At 55.7% G+C, this 23,883-nt stretch carries 22 protein-coding genes; 6 read left to right on the forward strand and 16 right to left on the reverse strand.

What is annotated here, in order from left to right; genetic code table 11:
* Nucleotides 1-27: 27 nt before the first annotated feature.
* From PDUR_RS24670 to PDUR_RS24705, 8 genes are all read right to left on the reverse strand, one after another.
* Nucleotides 28-882 (reverse strand): M15 family metallopeptidase, encoded by an 855-nt coding sequence (locus PDUR_RS24670; protein ID WP_042208590.1) that lies wholly within the window; start codon nt 880-882, stop codon nt 28-30.
* 153 nt (nt 883-1,035) lie between these two features.
* Nucleotides 1,036-2,559, reverse strand: coding sequence for a DEAD/DEAH box helicase (locus PDUR_RS24675; RefSeq protein ID WP_052410383.1), 1,524 nt, complete (start codon nt 2,557-2,559; stop codon nt 1,036-1,038).
* Between the two features lie 212 nt (nt 2,560-2,771).
* Nucleotides 2,772-4,442 carry an ABC1 kinase family protein gene (locus PDUR_RS24680; protein WP_042208593.1) on the reverse strand — a complete coding sequence of 557 codons (1,671 nt, stop codon included), beginning with the start codon at nt 4,440-4,442 and terminating at the stop codon, nt 2,772-2,774.
* Nucleotide 4,443: 1 nt separating this feature from the next.
* On the reverse strand, nt 4,444-4,806 hold the full coding sequence (locus PDUR_RS24685) for a phasin family protein (RefSeq protein ID WP_042208594.1): 363 nt from the start codon (nt 4,804-4,806) through the stop codon (nt 4,444-4,446).
* Nucleotides 4,807-4,899: 93 nt separating this feature from the next.
* Nucleotides 4,900-5,538, reverse strand: a complete 639-nt coding sequence (locus PDUR_RS24690; RefSeq protein ID WP_042208595.1) for a ThuA domain-containing protein — start codon at nt 5,536-5,538, stop codon at nt 4,900-4,902.
* A 205-nt stretch (nt 5,539-5,743) separates the two neighbouring features.
* Nucleotides 5,744-6,556 (reverse strand): uroporphyrinogen-III synthase, encoded by an 813-nt coding sequence (locus PDUR_RS24695; RefSeq protein WP_042208596.1) that lies wholly within the window; start codon nt 6,554-6,556, stop codon nt 5,744-5,746.
* Between the two features lie 73 nt (nt 6,557-6,629).
* Nucleotides 6,630-8,705, reverse strand: coding sequence for a methyl-accepting chemotaxis protein (locus PDUR_RS24700; RefSeq protein ID WP_052410384.1), 2,076 nt, complete (start codon nt 8,703-8,705; stop codon nt 6,630-6,632).
* Between the two features lie 235 nt (nt 8,706-8,940).
* On the reverse strand, nt 8,941-9,336 hold the full coding sequence (locus tag PDUR_RS24705) for a Fur family transcriptional regulator (protein ID WP_042208597.1): 396 nt from the start codon (nt 9,334-9,336) through the stop codon (nt 8,941-8,943).
* Between the two features lie 234 nt (nt 9,337-9,570).
* Between PDUR_RS24705 and PDUR_RS24710 the strand changes: the two genes are divergently transcribed.
* The 4 genes from PDUR_RS24710 to PDUR_RS24725 all read left to right on the forward strand — a co-directional run bounded on the left by PDUR_RS24710 (nt 9,571) and on the right by PDUR_RS24725 (nt 13,570).
* Nucleotides 9,571-10,689: a GGDEF domain-containing protein gene (locus PDUR_RS24710; RefSeq protein ID WP_052410385.1), complete on the forward strand. Its 1,119-nt coding sequence runs from the start codon at nt 9,571-9,573 to the stop codon at nt 10,687-10,689.
* A gap of 183 nt (nt 10,690-10,872) precedes the next feature.
* A complete protein-coding gene (locus tag PDUR_RS24715) occupies nt 10,873-12,420 on the forward strand; it encodes an FAD-dependent oxidoreductase (RefSeq protein ID WP_042208598.1) in 1,548 nt (515 codons plus the stop codon).
* Nucleotides 12,421-12,489: 69 nt separating this feature from the next.
* A complete protein-coding gene (locus tag PDUR_RS24720) occupies nt 12,490-13,209 on the forward strand; it encodes a 3-ketoacyl-ACP reductase (protein WP_042208599.1) in 720 nt (239 codons plus the stop codon).
* 49 nt (nt 13,210-13,258) lie between these two features.
* Nucleotides 13,259-13,570 (forward strand): antibiotic biosynthesis monooxygenase, encoded by a 312-nt coding sequence (locus PDUR_RS24725; protein ID WP_042208601.1) that lies wholly within the window; start codon nt 13,259-13,261, stop codon nt 13,568-13,570.
* A gap of 110 nt (nt 13,571-13,680) precedes the next feature.
* Here the strand turns inward: PDUR_RS24725 and PDUR_RS24730 are convergent, their stop codons facing one another.
* From PDUR_RS24730 to cidR, 5 genes are all read right to left on the reverse strand, one after another.
* Nucleotides 13,681-15,582, reverse strand: coding sequence for an ABC transporter ATP-binding protein (locus tag PDUR_RS24730; RefSeq protein ID WP_042208604.1), 1,902 nt, complete (start codon nt 15,580-15,582; stop codon nt 13,681-13,683).
* The gene (locus PDUR_RS24735) at nt 15,579-17,324 is read right to left on the reverse strand and encodes an ABC transporter ATP-binding protein (protein ID WP_042208605.1); all 1,746 of its coding nucleotides are present in this window, start codon (nt 17,322-17,324) and stop codon (nt 15,579-15,581) included. The genes PDUR_RS24730 and PDUR_RS24735 overlap by 4 nt, the downstream gene beginning before the upstream one ends.
* Nucleotides 17,317-17,691, reverse strand: a complete 375-nt coding sequence (locus PDUR_RS24740; protein ID WP_081949964.1) for a MarR family winged helix-turn-helix transcriptional regulator — start codon at nt 17,689-17,691, stop codon at nt 17,317-17,319. The genes PDUR_RS24735 and PDUR_RS24740 overlap by 8 nt, the downstream gene beginning before the upstream one ends.
* 361 nt (nt 17,692-18,052) lie before the next feature.
* Entirely contained in the window at nt 18,053-18,289 is a 237-nt protein-coding gene (locus tag PDUR_RS24745; protein WP_025697420.1) for an aspartyl-phosphate phosphatase Spo0E family protein, read from the reverse strand.
* Between the two features lie 134 nt (nt 18,290-18,423).
* Nucleotides 18,424-19,311, reverse strand: coding sequence for a cidABC operon transcriptional activator CidR (cidR, locus tag PDUR_RS24750; protein WP_042208607.1), 888 nt, complete (start codon nt 19,309-19,311; stop codon nt 18,424-18,426).
* Nucleotides 19,312-19,423: 112 nt separating this feature from the next.
* Here cidR and PDUR_RS24755 point away from each other — a divergent pair, with 112 nt between their 5' ends.
* Both PDUR_RS24755 and PDUR_RS24760 read left to right on the forward strand, forming a co-directional pair.
* Entirely contained in the window at nt 19,424-19,846 is a 423-nt protein-coding gene (locus PDUR_RS24755; RefSeq protein WP_042208609.1) for a CidA/LrgA family protein, read from the forward strand.
* Nucleotides 19,791-20,474, forward strand: coding sequence for a CidB/LrgB family autolysis modulator (locus PDUR_RS24760; protein WP_081949645.1), 684 nt, complete (start codon nt 19,791-19,793; stop codon nt 20,472-20,474). Before PDUR_RS24755 ends, PDUR_RS24760 begins: the two co-directional genes overlap by 56 nt.
* Before the next feature lie 72 nt (nt 20,475-20,546).
* Here the strand turns inward: PDUR_RS24760 and PDUR_RS30220 are convergent, their stop codons facing one another.
* Genes PDUR_RS30220 through PDUR_RS24770 form a run of 3 tightly spaced genes read right to left on the reverse strand, consistent with a single transcriptional unit; the run spans nt 20,547 to nt 23,875 of the window.
* The gene (locus PDUR_RS30220) at nt 20,547-20,888 is read right to left on the reverse strand and encodes a hypothetical protein (protein WP_330217227.1); all 342 of its coding nucleotides are present in this window, start codon (nt 20,886-20,888) and stop codon (nt 20,547-20,549) included.
* A gap of 24 nt (nt 20,889-20,912) precedes the next feature.
* The gene (locus PDUR_RS30225) at nt 20,913-21,515 is read right to left on the reverse strand and encodes a Gfo/Idh/MocA family protein (RefSeq protein WP_330217228.1); all 603 of its coding nucleotides are present in this window, start codon (nt 21,513-21,515) and stop codon (nt 20,913-20,915) included.
* A gap of 59 nt (nt 21,516-21,574) precedes the next feature.
* A complete protein-coding gene (locus PDUR_RS24770; protein ID WP_042208610.1) occupies nt 21,575-23,875 on the reverse strand; it encodes a helicase C-terminal domain-containing protein in 2,301 nt (766 codons plus the stop codon).
* Nucleotides 23,876-23,883 lie beyond the last annotated feature (8 nt).

The raw sequence follows: 23,883 nt of genomic DNA on the forward strand, positions 1-23,883 counted from the left end.
CGGGTAAAGGTGAATCAAGGTCAAACCTTATTTGGATACTGGCACAGCGCTGTAATATTCCTCCAGAGAAATGCCTTGTTCAGCGATGGCACGGGCGGCTTCCTTACCTACGTACCGTACATGCCAAGGCTCGTACATATAACCCGTGAAGGCTTCCTTGCCTTTAGGATAACGGATGATGTAGCCATACTCCGGCGCATGCTGCGCCAGCCAGTTCGCTTCCTTCGTCCCGGCAAAACAGCTCTCCGCCGCGCATTTGCCGTCAGTGCCGGAAAGATCGATCGCCAGGCCCGTCTGATGCTCGCTGTGTCCGGGAACGGCGCTGTAAATGCTCGCTTTTTCCTCTCCGTCCCGCTCCGCATAGCCGTTGAACAGGCCCTGCTGCGTCTTCTCGGAGCGATAGGCGGAAACCCCCGCCAAATACACGCCGTCCCGCTTGGCGCCCGCGAACATTTCCTCAAGCGCATGAGCCGCTTCCTTGCGCATCATCCGCTTTTCGATCTTTTCCTTGAAGATGAACGGAACATTTGGATACACCAGATCGGCCGGCTTGTAGTTATCGGGCAGCCCGTACTGCTTGTTCACCATGACGCCGATGCTGTCCGGCTCCGTCGCCGCAAGCTGGGCCTCACCGCCGCCCTGCGCCGACGGAGCCGGCGATTCGCCAGCAGACTGCGTCCCTCCGCCGCTCTGCCCCTCCGGGGAAGTGGACGGAGCCGGGGATTCACCCGGGGGCTGCGCCGCTGCACCATTAAGGTCCGGCTGATTAACGGATGCGGCCCCTCCGCCAATAGATCGGGCCGGCGATGTATATTTCCCTATTCCCCAGCCGACGGCGATGACGGCCAGGAACAGGAGAGGAATCCATAAGTTTTTGCGCATGCTGCTTTCCTCCTTGTAACAGGTATTGCTGAAGTATATCCATATAGACAAGCCTAGGGCGGCAAATGTTGCAGCCGCCCCCAGTGCAATTCCTTCCAGGCTGTCGTTATCTCAGCCGGTCGTTAACAGCCCGGCACAGCCAAGCGGCCTCGCTTATCTGCCCCGTCTGCCGCCTTTACGGCCCGCCTCGCCGCTTCGCCCGCTCCGTCCGCTGCCGCCCCGGCCGCCATGACCGGAGGCGGCTGTGCCGGCTCCGCCGTGCCTGCTGCCGCTGCGGGTCTGTCCGCCGCCAGAGGGCGGTCTGCCCTGCGATGGTCCGCCGCCAGAGGACGGCTTGCCCTGCGACGGCCCACGGCCGCCGTGCGCGGCGCGTTTATCCGGAGCCGCGCCATCCTGGCGGCTCCGCCGTCCCCGCTCGGCGTCCCGGCTCCGGCCGCCCGCATCCTTGCCGCGGCCGCTCGTCCGCGCGCCGCCTGGTCCCGGCCCGCGCCCGGTCCGCGCGGCCTCGCGAGTCCCGCCCGCGCGGGCGCCGCCGCCCGTGCCCGTGACGAATTCGCCCTGCTCATAGCGGCGGCGTTCCAGCCGCTGCGAAATGCCGCGCTCGATCATCTCCAGCCCGGCGCGGTCACGCGGCGAGGCGAAGGTGATCGCAAGCCCTTTGCCTCCTGCCCGGCCTGTCCGGCCGATGCGGTGAATGTAGCTGTCCACGTCCAGCGGCATATCGTAGTTGAAGACATGGGTTACCCCTTCCACGTCAAGGCCGCGTGCGGCAACATCCGTAGCGACGAGAAGCTGAAGCTTCGCCTCCCGGAACGTCTTCATGACCGCCTCGCGCTTGTTCTGCGACAGGTCGCCGTGAAGCTCGTCGCAGTCGTAGCCCGCTTCCCGCAGAGCGTCGCTCAGCTTCGACACCCGGCGCTTCGTCCGGCAGAAAATAATGGCCAAATACGGCCGGTCCCGTTCGATCAGCGCCTTAAGCGCCTCTTCCTTGGCGCGGTCGGTACATTCGACGACCTGCTGGCGGATATTGTCCAGCGGAATCGGCGAACCGCTCTTGATCACAATGTCGAGCGGCTGTTTCATATAGCTGGCCGCAAGCTGCTTGATCGGGTCCGGCATAGTCGCCGAGAACAGCATCGTCTGCCGCCGCGATGGGATCGCCGTAATAATACTCTCCACTTCGTCCAGAAAGCCCATATGCAGCATCTGATCCGCTTCGTCGAGCACCAGCATATTTACTCCGCCCAAAGCCAGTGTCTCGCGGCGCATATGGTCCAGCAGCCTGCCCGGCGTGCCGATAATGAGATGCCTGCCGCCTTCCAGCTTGCGCAGCTGCTTCTCCACGTCCTGTCCGCCGTATACCGCCAGGATCTTGATATCGCTCTGGCTCGTAAGCTTCCGTGCTTCCTCCGTGATCTGGAGCGCCAGCTCCCTTGTGGGCGCCATGATCAGCGCCTGCGGAAAAGGACGGTCCGGTCTGATTTTATCCAGTATCGGCAGCAGAAAAGCCAGCGTCTTGCCCGTGCCCGTCTTTGCTCTTGCGATGACATCCAGACCCTGCACAAGCGGCGGAATCGCCTCCGCCTGTACCGGGGTAGGCTGTGCAATGCCATTCCCCTTAAGAAGCGCAGTCAGCGCCTCCGAAACTCCCAATTCTTTAAAGCCCGGCAATTTCATCACCTCGTCATTTCCAAGTATTCAGCGCAGGATTCGCGCCGTGTCGGACTAAAGCTCCTTGTACTAAAAAGCATATGAATTCGCTCCTGAAGCATCCTTCCGGCCCCTGAAGCAAACCTGTACATTAAAAGCGGAAGAGCTCCGGCAGGAGTTCTTCCGTCCTTGGTTCTTCCTATTTTAACCGTAATCCCTGCCGCCTTAATCCTCCTGCTCTAAAACCGCCCCGATTTGAAAATCGAGTACAGCAGCCAGATAAACATAAACAGCGCAACCACCGAGCCGATTTCGACGGTGGGGAAATTCCACAGCACGGACGGCTCCCGGCGCAGCGAGGAGCCGATAATCAGCCCGACCATAATAATGCTGAAGGCAAGCAGCACTATGCTGAAGGAGAGCCGGTTGCCAATCCGGTCCAGCTTGCGAAGCAGGCTTTGCAGTTCGGGCACGCCGACCTCCACTTTCAGCCTGCCCTTGCTGATCAGCGCAGACAGCTTCCGGGCTTGTCCAGGCAGCTCTACGAGGCTTTCGGCAAGCTCCGCAACTCCGCCCCACAGCTTGCGCTGCAGCCGGCTGCTGCTGAAGCGCTGCTTCACGAGCTGCCTGCCAAAAGGCTCCGCCATTTGAATGATGCTGAAGGAAGGGTCCAAATTGCCCACGACCCCTTCCAGAGTCAGCATCGTCTTTCCCAGCATCGCCAGATCGGGCGGAATCGCCAGACGATGGCGCCGGGCAACGGCGAACAAATCATTCAGTGCCTTCCCGATGCTAACCTGGCTGAACGGGACGCCATAGTATTCCTCTCTCAGCCGGTCCATATCCTCATAGAGCGCGGACTGATCCGCATCCTCCGGAATGACGCCAAGGCGCAAAATCGCCCGTACCATGGCTTCCGTATTTTTGCGCATCAGGGCGATAATGAGGCTCGACAAATGATCCCTTGTCTCCTCGCTCAGCCTGCCGACCATGCCGAAATCAATCAGCGCGAGCTTTCCGCCATCCGTCATCATCACGTTGCCGGGATGGGGATCGGCATGAAAGAAGCCGTCGATAAAAATCTGCCTCAGCATTATATCCACCAGACGCTCGGCGGTATCCTTGAGGTTGACGCCCCTGCTCAGCAGCGCTTCGCGCCGATTCAGTGTAATCCCTTCGACAAACTCCATCGTCAGCACGCGAGAGGAAGTATAGTCCCAGTAAATCGCCGGAATATAGACCGATTTGTTATCTTCAAGGTGCTGCGCGATTCTCTCGGCGCTCCTGCCCTCCTGGCTGTAGTCCAGCTCGTTCATCAGCGATCTGGAGAACTCCTCCGCCATCCGGGAGAGACTGTACTGCCTCGCCCAACCGAGCCGCCTCTCGGCAAGCGCCGTCAGATCGCGGAGAATTTCCAGATCGCGGCTCATCATGCGCATCACGCCAGGCCGCTGAATTTTGATTGCCACCGGCTGCCCGCTAAGCAGAACGCCGCGATGGACCTGCCCGATGGATGCAGCGGCGAGCGGCGTCTCTTCAAAAGAATTCAAGATCTCGCTGATCGGCTGATCCAGCTCTTGTTCCAGAATATTCATGGCTATTTCCACCGGGAAAGGAGGCACATGATCCTGGAGCTTTACCAATTCATTAATGATCGATTCCGGAAGCAGGTCCGAGCGCGTGCTGGCAACCTGGCCCAGCTTGACAAAGGTCGGCCCTAAATCTTCCAGCACCAGCCTGATCCGCTCACCCAGCGTCCGGCTGGGGTGCTGCACTTCCTGCGTTCCCAGACGGCGCGGAAGCGACAACACGCGGTACAGCCCCAGTTCTTCCACCATAAAGCCGAAGCCATGGCGCATCAGCGCCATGGCGATGGAACGGTAACGTCCGGCATGTCTAATCCGGACCATTTTAATCTGTATGCGTATCCGGTGCGATTTCTTCCACCGGCTGCGTTCCTTCTCGGGATAAGCCTTCCAGTTCAGCCAAACGCTGCTCCAGAACGGCTATCCGTTCCTCCAAAGCGGAGATGTCGCTTTTTGCCGGAACGTTCAAGTCTTTAAGCACGCGCTGCACCTGCTCCTGAATCGCCGATTTAAACACGCTCCGTTCTTCCTCGCCCCGCTCGATCAGCCGGTCGACCAGCGCCTTGGATTCCGAGGGAGCGACTTCGCCCCGCTTGACCAGCTCATCAACGACCTTCTCCACCTTTTCCTTACTGACAACGGTGATTCCCACTCCTAAAGAGATCGCTTTTTTTAATAAATCGCTCATAGTCTCTTCCTCCTTGGATTCCGTTTTGCTGAAGGCATCAGGCAACGATTAGATTATACCTTACCGGGCGGGGGCGCACAAAAGGAAGATTTTCTACTTCCGGAGCGGGATTCGGGCCGCCCATGTGGCGGCTTGCAGCAGCAGGGTGTGTACTGCCGGATGGCGGAACGTCGGCTCATGATGTCCCGGCATCAGATAAACAACCCGTCCAAGGCCATAACTGTGGCACCAGCCTGCCGGCCACCACTGTCCGCCCGCTTCGAATTCGAGCAGCACCGTCTTCTCCGTGAACGGGTCGAACTCGTAGTGGTACGGCTCTTCTTCCAGCGCAAAGCTCTCGACCCCTTCCGTTATGTCATGCTCGCGCGTGCGGAATTCGAGCGGTCCGTAAGGTGGATGCCCGGCAAATCTGGCACCGATCAATTGGGCAAGCTCATTCCGGTTTCCAAGGGACACACCAGTATGCAGAACGATGAGTCCGCCGCCGCCGGCGACATAGCTCAGCAGTCCTGCCGTCTGCTGCGGAGAGACCGATTCATTCCACAGCTCGTTATAGGCGATGCACAAATCGTAGCCGCTCAAATTTTCGCTCAGCAGCATTTTTTTATTTTCCGTACACTGGACGGTCATTAAATCGTTTAATATATGGCTAATTTGCTTATCCACACCCTGAAGCGGATGGAACCTCGGATGTGTGTATTCGCCGATTAGCAGACATTTTCTTTTATCCATAAGGGCCTCCCCGTTTTAAATATCGTAGTCGATCCATTCATACTGCCTATATTTTAAGGAAAATGATGCCGGATGTCCATTCAAGGAAACGGCACACCGCTTCCGCCGGACCCGTCCGCATATAAAAAGAGCATTCCCGCCGGGTTTGGGTGCGGAAATGCTCTTGTTCGCTTTGGCATAGCAGGCTTGGTCCGGCTTGGTCCGGTTAGCTCCGGGCGGCCAAATAGCGGCCAAGCTCCACGATCATGCTGCCCATCCGTTCCTGCTCCGGCATGATGATCCGGTTCACCCCCGCCTCCTTCAGCGCATCGGACGTAATCCGGCCCACCGAAACCGCAAGCACTCCGGTCTCAAAAGCGTGAATCATCGCCTGCAGCTTGCCGCAGCCAAGAGCGTATTCGGCCAGAAAGCGTATCTGCGGCGCGCTGGTGAACGCAACGGCATCGAGTTTCTCCTCCGTTATCTCAGTCAATAACAGCTCAAGATCCTCCTGCTTCGGAGGCATATGCCGATAAGGCAGCACCTGCCGAACCGCCGCGCCGGCTTCTTCGAGCCAGGCGTTCAGCCGCGGGGCGGGATCGCCGTGCAGTTGAAGAATAACCTCCTTGCCCCGGAGATCGAAGGACGCAAGGCCCCGGATGAGACCGGCCGTGCTTCCGTCATCGTCTCGGACATCCGGGATAAGCCCTCTTTTCTTCAGCGCGTTTACGGTCTTGTAACCCCGTGCCGCGATCATTGAGCTTGCCAGAACTTCCTGCAGGCGCCCCTCGATTCCCATGCTGCCCGCCGCCCCGAATAGCGCATCCAGTCCCATGCCCGTTGTCAGAATCGTCCAGTCGGGAGGATTACGGGTCCAAGACTCCAGCGCTTGACGAAGCTCTTCGCCGTCCAGAAACACGGTGCCCTGAGCGGGCCGCAGCAGCGCTGTGCCTCCCATATTGCTTACCAGCTTCGCCAGTTCCTCCGATTTGCGCGGACCGGCAAGGGCGACGGTGATGCCTGTTAATTGATCTGCCATGATGCTGCCTCCCTTTTTCTCTCCTTGCTTCTTGCCTAACAGTATACTTGCAAGGAGACTCAAAAAGAAAGCTCTAGCTGGCTATCCCGGCTTGACCTTCCTCTTCCGCCGATTCATTCCCGGTCTCTGCCGGTTCTTCGTTAAGCTTATCGGCGGCAGCGGAATCATACAGCTTGAAGCGGCTGACCAGATCTTGCAGTTCGTCGGCCAGACGGCTGAGATCCGACGATGACGAAGCGATTTCTTCAACCGAGGCGAGCTGCTGCTGCGCTGCGGCCGAAATCGTCTCTGTATTAGCAGAGGTTTCCTGGGAGATGATGCGGATAACTTCCATCGCCTGCTCCATGCCGCCCGCTTCCTGCGACAGGGTACGAACCCCTGCGCCCATCGCTTCGATTTTTTCCGCCGCTCCCTTAACCGCCCTGCGGATCCGCGAGAAGGAACGACCGGTCGTATCGACGGCCATAATCCCTTCGGAGACTTTCTCTTTGGCATTGTTCATCGTTTCTATTGCTGCCTTCACTTCGCTGTGAATGGAAGAAATAACCTCCGAAATTTGACTGGCCGATTTCTCGGATTCCTCGGCCAGCTTGCGAACCTCCGCCGCGACGACTGCGAAGCCGCGGCCTTGCTCCCCGGCTCTTGCGGCCTCGATGGAAGCGTTAAGCGCCAGCAGATTCGTCTGCCGGGCAATACCCGTAATGATGCCAACAATTCCTACGATGCGGCCGCTGCGTTCATTCAGCTTGTCGATGACGGCTCCCAGCTCCTCAACCGTCTCGTGGATGGCATTGATTTTATCAACGACCTGAATGACTGAATCATTGCCCTCCGCCGCTGAGCGGGTAGATTTATCCATCATCACCGATACTTCATCCATATTGGCGGAAATGCTCTTTACCTCTGCGGCAGTCGCGAGCGTGCCTTCAATACCTTGGTTTATACTCTTAACCTGCTGCTCGCTGCCGGAAGCCACTTCCTGAATGGCAATGGTCACATGCTCGATCGCCTTGGTCGTCTGCTCGGCCCCGGCCGTCAGTTCGGCCGCCGAGGATGATACATTGTCGGTCATTTCCTGAACGCCAAGTATCATCTCCCTGAGACTTGCGACCATCGTTTTGAAATTGGAGGCCAGTTGGCCGATTTCATCCCGTTCGAAGGAACCGATATCCTGGGACAAATCCCCCTTGCTGACAACTTCCGTCGCTTTGCTGAGTCTGCTTAGAGGCAAGAGCAGGGAACGTATGACAAAGAAAATCGGAACCAGCCCAAGCAGTAAGGAAACGAAAATGACGAGAAGGGCAGTGCTGCGGATGCCGTCCGACGCGCTGCTAATTTCACTGGTATTGATTGTGCCGGCGATTCTCCATCCGGTCAGCTTATTAACCATGTATGTGAGGCTTTTCTCCTCGCCATTAAAGGTATATTCGAACGTATCGGAGTCCTTCTCGAACATTTTTTTTATAAAATCCCGGGAAGATACCTGTCCGAGGGGTTCCGTGGGATGCACCACGAACCTTTTGCCGCCGTCCACAATCATGATATAACCTTTCTTGCCGACCTTTAGATCGACCAGGCCCGCGAGCTGCTTCAAATTCAATTGAATAACAAATACGCCATTTCCGTCTTTGAGCATAGAGGATATGGAGACAACCGTCTCGTTATTTGCGTTATTAAAAACCGGCGATATCACCGCACCCTTTCCTTTTTTAACGGCGTTAACATAAGCATCCTCAAGGCGAGGGTCGTATCCGCTGGGCGCAGTGGTATCGGAGGCTTTTATAACTTGGCCCGCTGTTGTCGTTACGTATACCTCCAGCACATCGGGATGCAACGCCGCATATTCCTTCACTCTTTTTTTCAATTCGGCGTAATCTTCTTCGATCGTCTCGCTATTGGCCGAGATTGAGGAGATGGCATCGACAAAGTAATTTACGTCATTTATTTTGGACTGGATATTCGAATTGACAATCTCATTGACAGCCGCAGCACTTTCCTGTGCATTGTTGATAAGCTGATCCGTTACCGCGCTGCTGGCAGTCCGGTAGGTAAGCATTCCAATGATGATACCGGGTACCATCAATACAATCAAATAAGTGGCAATTAATCTTGTGCGCAGAGTCAAGCCGGCCTTGGCTTTCTTAGGCATTTTGTCTGTTCCTCCATTCAACTGGATAAATTAGGCGGCAAAGAGTTGAGTAATATTATGATATATCGGCAATCATTAGCTATAATTCTACTGTTTCTCCGGGAATCCCCCATAAAAATATCCAGCTGATCCATAAACGGACACAAATAGGGCTTCTCGGCCTGGCGGACCGGAAAAGCCCTATTTACTCTTTGCCCTGACACTAGGGCGGACGTTTAACGATTACTTCATCGGCTCAATTAACAGCCTTATTCTGGCAAGCGGAACAGATGCCTCCAAAGACAACATGCGCATGCCCGATGGTATAACCGGTTTCTTTAGCGACGGCCTCCATCCACTGCTCCGGCACATGACTCATCACTTCATCCACCGCTCCGCATCGCTCGCAGATGATATGCTGGTGGTCGTCCATTCTCGCATCGTAACGGCTGGCGGCCTCGCCCAGCTTCAATTCTCTGATCAATTGTTTATCCGCGAGATAACGAAGGGAATTGTAGACTGTACCGTAGGCAAGATTATGCCCCTTCTCCACCAGACGGTTCATAACCTCCGCTGCGGTCGGATGGTCATGCGATTCGCGGACAATATCGTAGACGGCTTGGCGTTGGGAAGTCAGATTGAGATGTCTCACTTCGATCATCCTTACTTTATTTTTAGATCAAGTATAAATCGTTGAGGTATTCCGGTCAATATTCTGATCTCAAGCTCGAAAAAGACTTCCCGGTTGTTTGAGGATCGTAATTGTTGCTAAAAATTCGATTGTTTTCGACAATTTTCTGCAACATTCTTCAGCATTTTTCAGATAAAATAAGCGAGAGCCGCAATTGGAAACGGCCACTTCATCCAAGGAGCTCCTGATACTGTCATGATGATAATAAATATGATTAACAGCCTGTTTGCCAACTTTTGTATACTTGTTGCTTTTCTGTTCCTGTCGGGCATGTTGTCCAAAAAGTACGCCGTCATCGGCCGTCACACCAGCTCGGTCACCAGCATTGGCATCGGACTGCTCTTCGGATTGTTTGGCATGATTCTGATGGAATATTCCTTTCCGGTTGGGCCGGGCATCTACGCCAATCTCCGTCATTTGACGATTGTTATTGTATCCGCCTATATCGGCTGGCTCCCCGCCATAATTTGTGCGGCGGTCTTAGCCTTAAGCCGGGTACTTATCTATGGTTTGGTCGATACTTCGGTATCGGCGTTCGTCTCCCTGGTGCTTATCGGTCTCTGCTGCAGCTGGATTTCCGTACTCCGCTGGTCGCGAATGCGCAAGGTAATGGTCGGAAACTTGATTAGTATGGCGATCTGCCTCGCGGGATTTATTATCAGTCTGGGAGACCTCAAAATCATCATGGAATTCTTTCCGCTGCAGCTTGGCGTCACTCTTGCCGCCGGACTGGCCGTTTATTATATAGCCGAATATATTCAACGTTCCAACGATCTGTATGCCCAGCTTGAAGTGCGGGCCGCTACGGACTACCTGACTAATCTCAATAATTTGCACCAGTTCCACCGCCATTTGGACACGGAGATGGCCCGGGCCGAGCGGCATGGGGAAAGTCTGTCGCTGCTACTTATCGACATCGACCATTTCAAGAATATTAACGACACCTACGGCCATCCGGCGGGAGACGCCGTTCTGAAGCAGCTGGCCCGCCGTCTCTGCAATCATTCCCGGTCTTATGATATCGTATCCCGCAACGGCGGGGAAGAGTTCACGATCCTGCTGCCCGACTGCCCGCTCCATCAGGCGCAAAAGGCCGGAGAACGCATCCGGTCCGCCGTGGAGAATGACCGTTTTTTGCTGCCTTCTGGCAATAAGATCCATCTCACCGTATCCATCGGGGCCGCATCCTATCCGGAAAATATACAGGATGCGGACGGCGACCTGCTTAGCCAATATGCGGACAAGGCACTGTATGCAGCCAAGAACTCGGGGAGAAACAAGGTTTGTGCCGCCGACACTTACGGGGAAGGCTGAGGAATGGGCCATTTGTCGATTTTCATCCTAACCTATACCCACTGACTGAGCGGGAAAAAGACCTCCTAACGTCGCAGCTGCTGGGCCGATTGCAGTATGAATGGGCCTCGCAGCGAAGTTTCTTTTACCAGATCAGTGGTAATAACTGAAATGACGACTGTATAATATAGGGAGGAATACGGGATGGACCCAGAAAACAAATGGCCGGTCAGTCTGCCCAAGCTGCCGGAATCGCTGTGGAGAGGAACGACGGAGCTGCCCTCTTTTCCCCGGCTCGCCGAAGACCACGTCACCGGCGTCGCCGTAGTAGGCGGCGGCATAACAGGAATTACCACGGCTTATCTGCTGGCGGACGCCGGCTTCAAGGTAACGCTGCTGGAAGGAAGCGAGCTGCTCACCGGCACAACGGGCTTCACAACCGCCAAGATTACGGCGCAGCACGGCCTGATCTACAGCGATCTGGCGAAGCGCTTTGGCGAGGATAAGGCCATGGCCTATTTCCGTTCTAACAGCGAGAGCCTGGAATGGATCGTAGAAACGGCGGAGAAGCTCGGCATATCCTGCGGCTTGGAACGCGAGGATGCTTATGTGTACTGCAATCCGGGCGACAAAAAGACGCTAAAACGGCTGGAGGATGAATTCGAGGCTTACCGCAAGCTTGGACTGCCGGGGGAATGGGTGGATCATGTATCACTGCCTATGCGTATTGGAGGCGGAATCAAGCTTGCGGGACAGGCCCGCTTCCATCCTCTTGCGTATCTGAAGGGACTCCTGGAGGCTTTTCTGGACAAGGGCGGAAGCGTCTATGAGCACACCACGATCAGTAGAGACGTCGAGAATGAGGGCGGCCTGACGCTCTTTACCGAACACGGACAGCATCGCATCAAGTGCCGCCACGCCGTATCGGCCTCTCACTATCCCTTCTATGACGGGGGAGAGATGTATTTTGCGCGCCTGCATGCGGACCGCGCGTACTGTTTGGCTTTCGAGCCGGAAACCGGCTACGAAGGCGGCATGTACTTAAGCGTCGGGGAGCCCCGGCGGTCCCTCCGCGCGGTCGAGTGGGAAGGCAAACGGCTGGTCATTGCCGCCGGCGAGAGCCATAAGGCGGGACAGAGCGGCTGCACGATCAAACATTATGAGAATCTGGAGGTTTTCGCTGGAGAGCTTCTGGGCATCCGCCGGATTCCTTACCGCTGGTCCACCCAGGATCTGATTACGGTCGACCAGGTCCCGTACATCGGCAAAATATCCAAAGACAAGGAAATTTATGTCGCCACCGGCTTTGCCAAATGGGGAATGACGGCCGGCACGCTGGCGGCGCGGATGATTGCCGATCAGATTCAGCGTAAAAGCAGTCCCTATACGGAGCTTTACGATCCGTCCCGGTTCAAGGCCAATCCGGGCATCAAGAATCTTCTGGTGCAGAACGCCAATGTCGCCAAGGAGCTTATCACGGGCAAGATGGAGTTCACGCTTAAGAAAATTGACGACCTGGGGCTGGACGAAGGCGGAATCGTCCGTCATGATGGAAAGAGGGTCGGAGCGTACAGGGACTCCGAAGGCGGGGTTCATCTGGTGGACAGAACCTGCACGCATATGGGCTGCGAATGTGAATGGAACGGGAGCGAACGCTCCTGGGACTGCCCGTGCCACGGCTCCCGTTACTCCTATGACGGTGAAGTAATTGAAGGACCGGCGACCCTGCCGCTGGCCAAACCGGACCTGTAGAGCTAGTTAGACGTTTGCCAGGTTAACAAGGGCAGGTAACTTATTATTTAAAGGAGCGATGACACACAAATGGAACTTAGAGGAAAAACGGCAGTCATTACCGGCGCCGGCAAAGGCATCGGCAAAGCATTAGCCCTGGCGCTCGCCAAGGAAGGCGCCAATCTGGGATTGATCTCGCGGACCGCCGCCGATTTGGAGGCTCTGAAAGCCTCCATTACCGAAGTATACGACGTGAAAGTCAGCATCGCCATCGCCGATGTATCGGTCCGTGAAGAGGCCGAGCGGGCGGTGGCCGCAATCCAGAACGATCTCGGCACGTTTGACGTCCTGATCAACAACGCCGGCGTCGCCAACTTCGGCACGCTGGTAGACATGGACCCGGAAGAGTGGAGGCGTCACATTGACATCAACCTGTTCGGCGTCTACTACGTTACCCGTGCCGCGCTGCCTTCCATGATCGAGAACAAAGCAGGCAGCATCATTAACATCTCGTCTACAGCCGGAGAGCGCGGCTTTGCCACAGGCTCCGCCTACTGCGCGTCCAAATTCGCCCTGATGGGCATGACCGAGGCGCTCTTCCAGGAAGTGCGCAAGTTCAACATCCGTGTTACTGCGCTGACACCGAGCACGGTCAATACCCCGCTGGCGGTGAATGCGGGACTGCCGATCGGCGACGAAGACCGGATGATGCAGCCCGAGGATGTCGCCGAGCTCGCGCTGACGGCGCTGAAGCTGCCGGACCGCGTATTCATCAAGACGGCGGGCATCTGGACAACCAATCCGCAATAAACTCTTACCCTAAAGCCCTTCATCCATTCTTAGCGGGAGGTTTGCAGCTATGCTCGTAGTCACGAATACGATTAAGGTCAAGGAAGGCGCCGGAGCGGCGCTGGCCCAGCGGTTCGCCTACGCCGGCGGCGTACAGGATATGCCGGGCTTTGTCCGCATGGAAGTATGGCATGGCAGCGCCAAAGAAGGCGTGGAAGAACTGAAAATCTGTACGGTGTGGGAGAACGAGGAAGCATTCAAAGGCTGGACCTCCAGTGAAGCCTTCCGAAACTCCCACCGGGGCGCAGGCGGCAACGAATCGATTCTCGGCGCTTCACTCGACAAGTACGAGCTTCTTATCAGCCGTACTCCCGGAGAGTAAAACGGACGACCGGACAGCAAAAAGCGCAGAACCGCTTTCCCTTGCAGGGATGAGCGTTTCTGCGCTTTTTTTTACTGCCTGTCGGCAGACCGGGGCCCGAAGAAGCCCGCTTAGACGGCATCCGACAGCTCGCCGTCCGAGAACTGGCTGTTATACAGATCGGCGTAGAATCCGCCTTGTGACAGCAGTTCTTCGTGTGAGCCCTGCTCGATGACGGTGCCGTGATTCATCACGAGAATCAAATCGGCGTCGCGGATGGTCGATAGGCGGTGGGCAATAACAAAGCTGGTTCTGCCTCGCATCAGTGTGTTCATCGCCGTTTGAATTTGCACCTCCGTCCGGGTGTCGACACTGCTTGTAGCTTCGTCCAGAATCAGTATCGACGGGTCAGCCAGAATGGCGCGGGCGATGGTCAGCAGCTGTTTTTGGCCCTGCGAAATATTGGAGGCCTCTTCGTTCAGCACGGTATCATAGCCCATCGGCAGCGTGCGGATGAAATGGTCGGCATGCGCCGCCCTGGCTGCCCGCACCACATCCGCCTCGGTCGCGCCTTCGCGTCCGTATGCAATATTGTCGCGGATCGTGCCGTTGAAGAGCCACGTATCCTGCAGCACCATGCCGAACCGGGCACGGAGCTCGCTGCGCTTCATGTCCGTAATATCCACCCCGTCGATCAGAATCTCGCCGCCGCTCAGCTCGTAGAACCGCATCAGCAGGTTGATTAGCGTCGTCTTGCCCGCTCCGGTCGGCCCTACAATCGCGATAGTCTGTCCCGGCTTGACCTTAATATTCATATCTTCGATCAGTATGGCATCTTCCTTGTATCCGAACTTCACATGGCGGAACTCAACCGCTCCCTCTTCAGGCCCGGTCTTCCCGGCCAAGCCTGCTGACGTTTCCGGCACTTCCTCTTCCTCGTCCAGCAGCTCGAATACGCGTTCTGCGGAAGCGATAGTGGACTGAATAATATTGGCGATGTTGGCCGTTTGAGTAATCGGCATCATGAACTGGCGCGAATATTGGATGAACGCCTGGATGTCGCCGACCTCGATCATTTTCTTGGTGACAAAAATGCCGCCGACCACGCAGACCAGCACATAGCCCAGGTTACCGATGAACATCATCAGCGGCATAATGATGCCGGACATAAACTGCGCGCGCCAGCCGGATTCGTAGAGCTGCTCGTTGATCCGGTCGAAATCCTTGAGCGACTCCCGCTCCCGTCCGAACGCCTTAACGATCCGGTGGCCCGTATACATTTCCTCGACATGACCGTTCAGCTGGCCGAGCGATTTCTGCTGGCTGACGAAATACGATTGGGAACGCTTGGTGATGCCCATAATCGCCACAAAGCTGAGCGGCAGCGTAATGATCGTAATGAGCGTCAGCCACGGGCTGATGGTCAGCATCATGACAATGATTCCGATAATCGTAATGACTGATGTTATAAGCTGGGTCAAGCTCTGCTGCAGTGTCGTGCTGATATTGTCGACATCGTTGGTTGCGCGGCTTAAGATTTCCCCATGCGTACGGGAATCGAAATATTTCAGCGGCAGCCTCTCCAGCTTGCTGTTGATCTCTTCACGCATGTTGAATACGATGCTCTGCGCCACACCGGCCATAACATACTGCTGCACGTAGCCGAATACGGCGCTCAGCAGATACAAACCGGCCAGAAGAAGCAACATTTCATTAATATAGCCAAAATCGATCGCCGCTCCCGGTACGCCCTTCATCATGGCAATGGCACCTTTGAACAGCTCCGTTGTCACCCAACCCATAACCTTAGGACTATAAATGCTGAATACCGTACTCAGGATGGCCGTAATCAGTACGACCAGCAATTGGATCTGCTTCGGGCGTAAATACCCGATCAGCCGCCGAAGCGTTTTTTTGAAATCCCTGGCTTTTTCCGGGGGCAGCATCATGCCGCCCCCTCCGAACCCTCCAGGTCCTCCTCTCCGTGCCGGCGGCTGGGCGGGACGCTTGTATTCCTGTTGGTTGTCACTCATGCGATTTCCTCCTCTGACAGCTGCGAAGCTACGATTTCACGATAGACATCGCTGCTTGCAAGCAGTTCGCTGTGGCTGCCGATACCGGCAATCCGGCCTTCTTCCAGCACGATAATCCGGTCCGCATCCATAACGGTGCTGACCCGCTGGGCGACGATCAGCACGGTCGATTCAAGCGTCTCCCCTCGGAGAGCGGCGCGAAGCTTGGCGTCGGTCTTAAAGTCGAGCGCGGAGAAGCTGTCGTCGAACAAATAGATTTCCGGCTTCCGCACAAGCGCCCGCGCGATGGAAAGGCGCTGCTTCTGTCCGCCGGAGATGTTGCCGCCCCCTTGAGCGATTTCCGAATCAAAGCCGTCTTTCATCTCGGATACAAAATCCAGCGCCTGAGCGACCTCGGCCGCATGCTGGACCTCTTCATCTGTAGCCTCTTTCATACCGTACCTGATATTCTCTGTCACGGTGCCGGTGAACAGTACTGCCTTCTGCGGCACATAGCCGATCTTGTCACGGAGCTCTTCCTGGGTCAGGTTCCGTACATCAACCCCGTCGACCAGCACCTCGCCTTCAACCACATCGTAGAAGCGGGGAATAAGGCTAAGCAAGGTCGATTTGCCGGAGCCCGTCCCGCCGATAATCGCCGTCACTTCTCCCGGACGGGCGCTGAAGCTGATATCCGACAAGGCCGGCTGTTCCGCTCCCGGATAGGAGAACGAAACGTTCTTGAAGTCCACACAGCCGTGAAGGTCCGGTTGGGGCGGCTGATTCGCCAGAGAGGTGTTGACCTTGGGATCGGTGATTTCCGGCACCATATCAAGCACTTCATTGATGCGAATGGCGGAAGCCGAAGCGCGCGGAATGAGCACGAACATCATGGAAACCATAATAAGCGAGAACATGATCTGCATGGCATATTGAATGAACGCCATAAGCGAGCCGACCTGAAGTTCACCGCTATCAATCCGCATGCCGCCGAAGTACAGAATGCCGATCATGGAAAAGTTCATGACGAACATCATCATCGGCATTAGCAGAGCCATAATCTTGTTGACCTTGATAGCGGTATCCGTTAAGTCTTTATTGGCCGCACTGAAGCGCTTCTGCTCATGCTGAATCCGGTTGAAGGAGCGGATGACGCGAATGCCGATCAGATGCTCGCGCAGCACCAGATTCAGATTATCCAGCTTGAGCTGGTTCGCCTTGAACAGCGGGAGCCCCTTAATCCCTACGTAAGCGATCGCCAGCGCGAGCACCGGTATGACGACGACAAAAACGAGCGAAAGCTTGGCATTTTCAGACACCGCCATAATAATGCCGCCAATCATCATCATTGGAGCTCCGACCATCATCCGTAGCAGCATCATCAGCACTGTCTGCACCTGGGTAATGTCGTTCGTCGTCCGCGTAATAAGGGAGGCTGTGCCCAGCTTGTCAAATTCGGTCAGCGTAAAGTTCTCCACATGACTGAATACCCGTGAACGCGTGTTGCGCCCAAAGCCCATGGCTACTTTAGCCGACAAAAAGCTGGAAATAATGGAACAGATCGCTCCGCCGCCAGCTACCAGCAGCATGAATCCGCCGATTCTCCAGATATAAGCCTGCTCCTGCCGCACAATCCCCCTGTCTACGATGTCGGACATCAAGGTAGGGAGGTACAGATCGCCCATCGACTGCAAAAATACAAGCAGAAGAATTACGGCAATCGGCAGCGAAAAAGGCTTTAATTGTTTGAATAGCTTAATCATTGCTTTCATCTCCGTTCGTTGGTAACTGTTCAAGACCACATCTATGCTCCTGGGCGAAGGTGTGAACTTTAATAAGAAGGTCCGCGAGCCGGTCGCTGTCTTCTTCGCCCAGATAATCCACGAGCTTGCTTAAGATCTCGTCCCTATGCTTTTTCGCCTTTTTCGCAACCTCGCAGCCGCGTTCGGTCAAATTGACGCGCACCACTCTCCGGTCCTCCGGATCGGCCTGCCTGAATACCAACTCCTTGGCTTCGAGGCTGTTGAGGAGCTGGGTAACTGTCGGCGGCGTCAGCCCCAGCAAGCGGCTAATTTCCGACACCTTGAGCCCCTGCTTTCCAAAATGGGTATTTCGCGCGATGCATATCATTAATGTAGTCTCACTGGGTTTATTGCCTTCCGCTGAATGCGTCCAATGCGCCTTATGCAACTGCTGTAAAGCGAACAACAGCTTGTGAGGCACTTTGTTGTTATCGTCTTCTATCCCAATTGTTGTCCCTCCTATGTTTGGTGTCTTCCGTTTAATTTAATTAGCACAGCTAATTATTAGATGGTTTATTATTTAGGCATACTAATTATATTTTCGCCCATGTCCATTGTCAAACTTTGTAATCGCTATCATTATTAAAACTTGGCACATAAATAGCTAAGCGGTTATTGGGAGGTACACACTAAAAAAGACCCTCCACCGTTCTGGCGAAAAGGTCTTGGAATTATTGGTATTAACGAAGCTAATTCATCGTTCTCCTCGAATTGGAGCCGTCACTCCTATGGCGGCTGCTGCTCTTGCGGGTGCGAAGATTCTCCATCATTTTGTTCTGCGCAAGCAAGATATAACTGTCGAGGCGTTCGCTTAGCTCAACAACCGTACGGTCGCTGAGACTCCGCTCCTGGGCAACCTCCAGCAGTTCGCATCTGAGACTTTCTATAGTTATAGACAATTCTTCTTCCCTGAATTCTCTCAGCACTGCGTCACCTTCTCTCTATTACCTTTAAACTCTATTATAATTCATGATACCAAAAAAACATATTTTGCAGAAAAAGAAAAATATGTCGATGATCCAACTTTTTCATGATAACCGCTTAACCGTCCGACTGCCCGTTACCTCTCCTTTAGCAGGCCCTGGGCAAAAGCGATCCACTCGCGGGCTGCAAAGGACAGGTAACGGTCTCTGCGCCAGATCATGCCAAGCTGCCACGGGATGGCCGGCTCGGTCATTGTGATTATGGAGATGCGTGAACGGTCCATGTCGCGGCAGATCGTCTGCGGCAGCAGCGCGATGCCCAGCCCGGCGGCCACCATCTGGGCGATCAGATCCCACTGGGCACTCTCGTATACAACCGTGGGCTGGAACCCCGATTTGACGCATTCGGCGATCACGCGGTCATGCAGGGCGAAGTCCTCGCGGAACAGCACAAACTCTTCATCCTTCAGCTCTACCAGAGGAACCGAGCTTCGACCTGCCAGCCGGTGCCCGAAAGGGACCAGCAGCTCCAATCTTTCTTCGGCAAAGGAGAAAATATGAAATTTGTCTTCGCTGACAGGAAGAACAACGACGCCGATATCGAGCACGCCGGTCTCCACATCATTTTCAACTTTCTTCGCCCCGTCCTCGTACAGCCGGATCGTGACGTCCGGATATTTATGGTGGAATCGGCCGATCACCGCCGGAAAGAAGTTGGCCCCCACCATGGGCGGCAGGCCGATGCGGATATGGCCCTGCTTCAGGCTGCGCAGGCTGTCCAGCTCGGAGGAAAGACTATGGAAGGATTCAACGATATTCTGTGCTTTGGCGAGCAGAATCTCGCCCGCGTCGGTCAGCTTAATGCTCTTGCCCTCCCGGTAGAACAAATCCGCCCCGAGTTCCTCCTCAATCTGCCGGATCATCTTGCTGACAGTGGGCTGGGTTATATATAATGACTTGGCCGCCTTGGAGAAGCTGTTGAGCCGCGCCGCCTCCACAAAATACTGCAACTGCCTGATATCCAAAGCGTCAATCCTCCTATATAGATAAAATGAATATCATCCATTCGATATATTCATTTTACCTATGTAAATAATTGTTGTAAAATTTCAATATAGCTTGAAAGGGGCGGGCCTTATGAGAAAACTATTGATTGGAATGCTGCAAGTAGGTGCGCTGACCGTATTCTCCCTATTAATGGGGAAACTTAGCTCTTGGTTACATCTTCCGATTCCCGGTAGCATTATCGGCATGGTGCTGTTATTCATCCTGCTGGAAACCGGCGTCATCCGGCTAGGCTGGGTGGAAGCCGGGGCATCCTGGCTGCTGGCCGAGCTGCTGCTGTTCTTTGTTCCCTCCGCTATTGGTGTTATAAAATACACATCATTGCTTGAGACGGACGGTCTCAGCTTACTGGCGATCATACTAGCTGGAACTTTTATCGTTATGACCAGTTCGGGACTGCTGACAGTCCTTATCTTCAAAGTCAAGGAGGGAAGACATCATGCTGACCGGACTTCTGTTTCTGGTTCTGACTCTCGGAGTTTATCTGATCTCTAAACGGATTTACGCGGCCAAGACGAAAATGTACTTGTCACCGCTGATCATTACGCCGCTTCTAATTATCAGCTTCCTGCTGATGACGGGCGTATCCTTTGATTCCTACAATGCGGGAGGCAAATGGCTCACCGACCTGCTTCAGCCGGCAACTGTTGCCTTTGCCATCCCTTTGCATAAGAACTTCAAGGTGCTCAAAAAGCACGCCGCCGAGATTGCGGCAGGCGTTCTGTCAGGTACGGTAATGGCGGTTATATCCTCCGTTCTTCTGGCCAATTGGCTGCACCTCAGCAGCAATCTGGCAACAAGCCTGGTGCCCCGGTCGGTAACTACGCCGATCGCCATGAATATCTCGCAGAGCATTGGGGGCATACCAAGCATTACGGCCGTATTCGTCATTATGACCGGCGTACTTGGCACGCTGATGGGACCGACGGTCCTTCGCCTCTTCCGCATTGACAATGAAGTTGCGCGCGGAGTATCGCTGGGAACCGCTGCGCACGGTATGGGCACTTCCAAAGCCTTTGAGCTGAGTTCGCTGACCGGAACCATTTCCAGTATCGCGATGATCCTGACTGCGCTGTTTACGCTTAGCGTAACGCCGGCTCTACTCGCGGTCTTCCTCCGCTAGGCCGCCCCGGCTTGGGCCGCAGACACCCGTTTCAAGCAGTATGCTTGAAGCGGAGTGTCTTTTTTTGCGAACTTACAGTTTCACCGGCACTTCCTTGCGGGCCGACTCCAAAGCCGCGCAGGTGACCTTCAGCGTCTTGTAGGCGTCCGCGTAGTCGCTGAGTATCCCGCTGCGGTCGCCGGTACGGACGGCATGGAGGAACGCCTCGCTCTCCGACACGTAGGGATTGCCGCTGCTGGGGTATTCGGTGCTGTTCCCATCCCGCACCTCCAGCAGACGCTGCGGATTCCAGTCAAGCAGCCCGCGGTCATTGTAGAAGCTGAGGCCGACCTTGCCAACCTCTCCAGGAAGGACGCAGGTATTGGAGATATTCGCCACGATGCCGCTCGCGAGCTTCAGCGATACCGTTCCCACATCTGCGACGCTGACGCCGCTCCGCTACTCGTGCATAACCCGGCTGCCAAACATCGCATACACCTCGGTTACATCACCCGCCAGGTAGCGCAGCAGATCCACAATATGTGTCGTCTGCTCGATGAATTGTCCGCCGGACCGCTCCTGATCGCGCCACCATGCCGCTTCCGGCATGCTGCCCATCCACTGGCCGACAACCATCCCGATTGTATCGCCCTTTAGCAGTCCTTGTAGCCGCTTGACGTTCTCCTGATAACGAAAATGATAGCCAACGGAGGTCAGAAGCCCGCTCTCCTCGATATCCTGCAGAAGACTGGCCGGAATTTCCGTGCTGACCCCTAGGGGCTTCTCGACGAAAAAAGGAATGCCTCTTCGAATCAGCGTCCGCTCAATCGCGCCGTGCGCCCCGGGCGGCACGCAGATGTAGACGGCGTCCAGCTTATGGGCGTCCAGCATTTCCGCAAAATCCCCGTATCCCTTAGCGGCATAGTGCCGCGCCATTTCCTCAGCCTTGTCTTTGCCGGTACCGCAGACCGCCAGAAGCTTGACTTCCTTCATACCGGCCAGCAAGTCGGCATGCACCTTGGCGAACCACCCCGTCCCCACCATAGCGATGTTAAGCGTCATTTCTAGATCCCTCCGTTTCCTCAGTCATCCTTTTTCAAAATATAAGAAATTATACTGCTTTATCCAAGTATCCGGTAGTCTCTCCATTCCTCCGGCAGCAGCCATAAATACGGGGGCTGCAAAAAGCGGTCGTCGGCCAGCAGGATCACGCCGGTATCGCTTTCACTCCGAATGAGGCGCCCTCCCGCCTGCAGCACCTTACACATACCCGGATACACGTAGGCGTAATCAAATCCGTTCTTGCCCTGAGCGCCGAAATATTCCCTTAGCAGGTTGCGCTCCAGTCCAAGCTGGGGCAGGCCGACGCCGACTACCATCACACCGCCGAGCCGGTCTCCGGGCAAATCAACCCCTTCCGAGAAAATTCCGCCCAGCACGGCAAATCCGAGCAGCGTCTCCTCGTTGCCAAGGCGAAAAGCTCCTAGAAACCTCTCCCGTTCCTCTTCACTCATTCCGCTTCCCTGCACCAGCGTCCTAACCCCGGGCAGTGCGGTGGAAAAAGCATCATAAACTTTCTGCAAATACTGGTAGGATGGAAAAAAGACCAGATAGTTCCCTTTGCGGGCAACCATCGCCGACAGCGCCGCCGTAAGCGGCTTAAGCGAATCATCCCGGTCGCGAAACCGCGTCGACACCGGCAATATGCTGATTTGCCACTGCTCTTTACGGAAGGGAGAAGGAATCGTGAGGCTGTAGTCGTCCTCGCCCGCGCCTAACATTTCCCGGTAATAGTGGAGAGGCGACAGCGTCGCTGAGAAGAAAATCCGGCTGCGGAAGCCCTTGGAGGACTGCGTCAGCAAATGCGACGGGTCCAGATTGAACAGCTTCAGGAAGACGTCTCCTTTTTCCGTTTCCGCATAAGTGATATAGCGCTCGTCATACATCTTGCAGGCGCGCAGCATTGCCTGCGCCTCATAGTAGGCGTCAAGCAGCCCGTCTTCCTGTTCCCCTTCCAGAAGCAGCGCCGGAGCAGAGCCGAGCAGTTCACGCTCCGCCTCCTGCACGAACGCCTCCAGCAGGCCCGGCAGTTCCCCGGGATATGCGCTCCATTTGCCCGAGCCAGCCGGTTCGCACTCTTTGCGCAGAGCGATGAACAAGGCATTCAGGCCCCCCGCTGCGGCGCTGAGCGCGCGGTTCTGTCCCTTATAACGGCGCTTCAGCGCGAGGAACGGCGCTTTGCGCAGACCCGCCGAGAACATCTCCCGGCCGCGGTCGACCAGATTATGCGCTTCGTCGACAAGCAGCGCCGTATCCTTCTTCCGCTCCTCCGGGAGCCGCTTTAGACTGATGCGGGGATCGAAAATATAATTGTAATCGCAGATCACAGCGTCGCTTGCATACGCCGCGTCCAGCGACAGCTCGAACGGGCATACCGTATGCTTGCGGGCGTATTGTTCCAGAACATTACGGTCCATCAGCGTCTCGCTCCGCAGCATATCCATCAGCGCGCCGTTGATCCGGTCATAATACCCGTCGGCAAACGGGCAATAGTCCGGCCCGCAGAGCCCCTCCTCCCGGAAACAGGCCTTTTCTTTAGCCGTGATCGTGACCACATGCAGATGGAGGCCCCCGGAGGACATCAAGGCAAAGGCATCCTGCGCGGCCAGCCGCGTGACGGTCTTGGCCGTCAAGTAGAACAGCCCGCGCTGCAGGCCCTCTCCCATCGCCTTGACCGCTGGAAACAGGGCGGACATCGTCTTTCCGATACCCGTCGGAGCCTGAGCGAACAGGTTCACACCGTCCGCGATGGACTTATAGACAGCGCCGGCCAAACGCCGCTGCCCTTCCCTGTAGGCCGGGAACGGAAACTCCAGCCTGCGGATGCTTTCGGTCCTGCGCTCCCCATGCTGAAGCAGCAGGGCCGCATATGGGGCGTACGCCGCCGCCGTAGCGCCCGCAAAAGCCGCCGCCTCTGCGGCGGACACGAGCCGCTCGAGGCTCCGCTGCTCCCCCGTCCTGCTGTGAACATATGTAAGCCTAACCGTGATATCTGGAAGATCCTGTTCCAAAATAATCATATGCGCATACATTAAAGTCTGAGCCCAGTGCACCTCACGGCCCTCCTCCGGCAGCTCCGGCGCTCCGGTCGACTTGATCTCCTCGACGGTAAGGCGCCCGTCCGCAGACAGCAGCAGTCCGTCGCAGCGCCCGAAGACGGCGATAATCAGGCCATCGCAGGGAATTTCCGCGCTGAGGTACACTTCCTTGCGGTCGTCTTCTTTATACTGCTGTTGAATCTGCTGGTGTATGCGCGTTCCCTCTGCCAAGGAAGAGGCGCTGCGGAAGCCCGATTCAAGGCTGCCGCTGCGGTACACATACTCCACAAGCGTCCTTACTGAAATGGTTATGACGGCAGACAAGGCGAGTC

This window comes from Paenibacillus durus (assembly GCF_000756615.1).
Lineage (GTDB): Bacteria > Bacillota > Bacilli > Paenibacillales > Paenibacillaceae > Paenibacillus_AQ > Paenibacillus_AQ durus.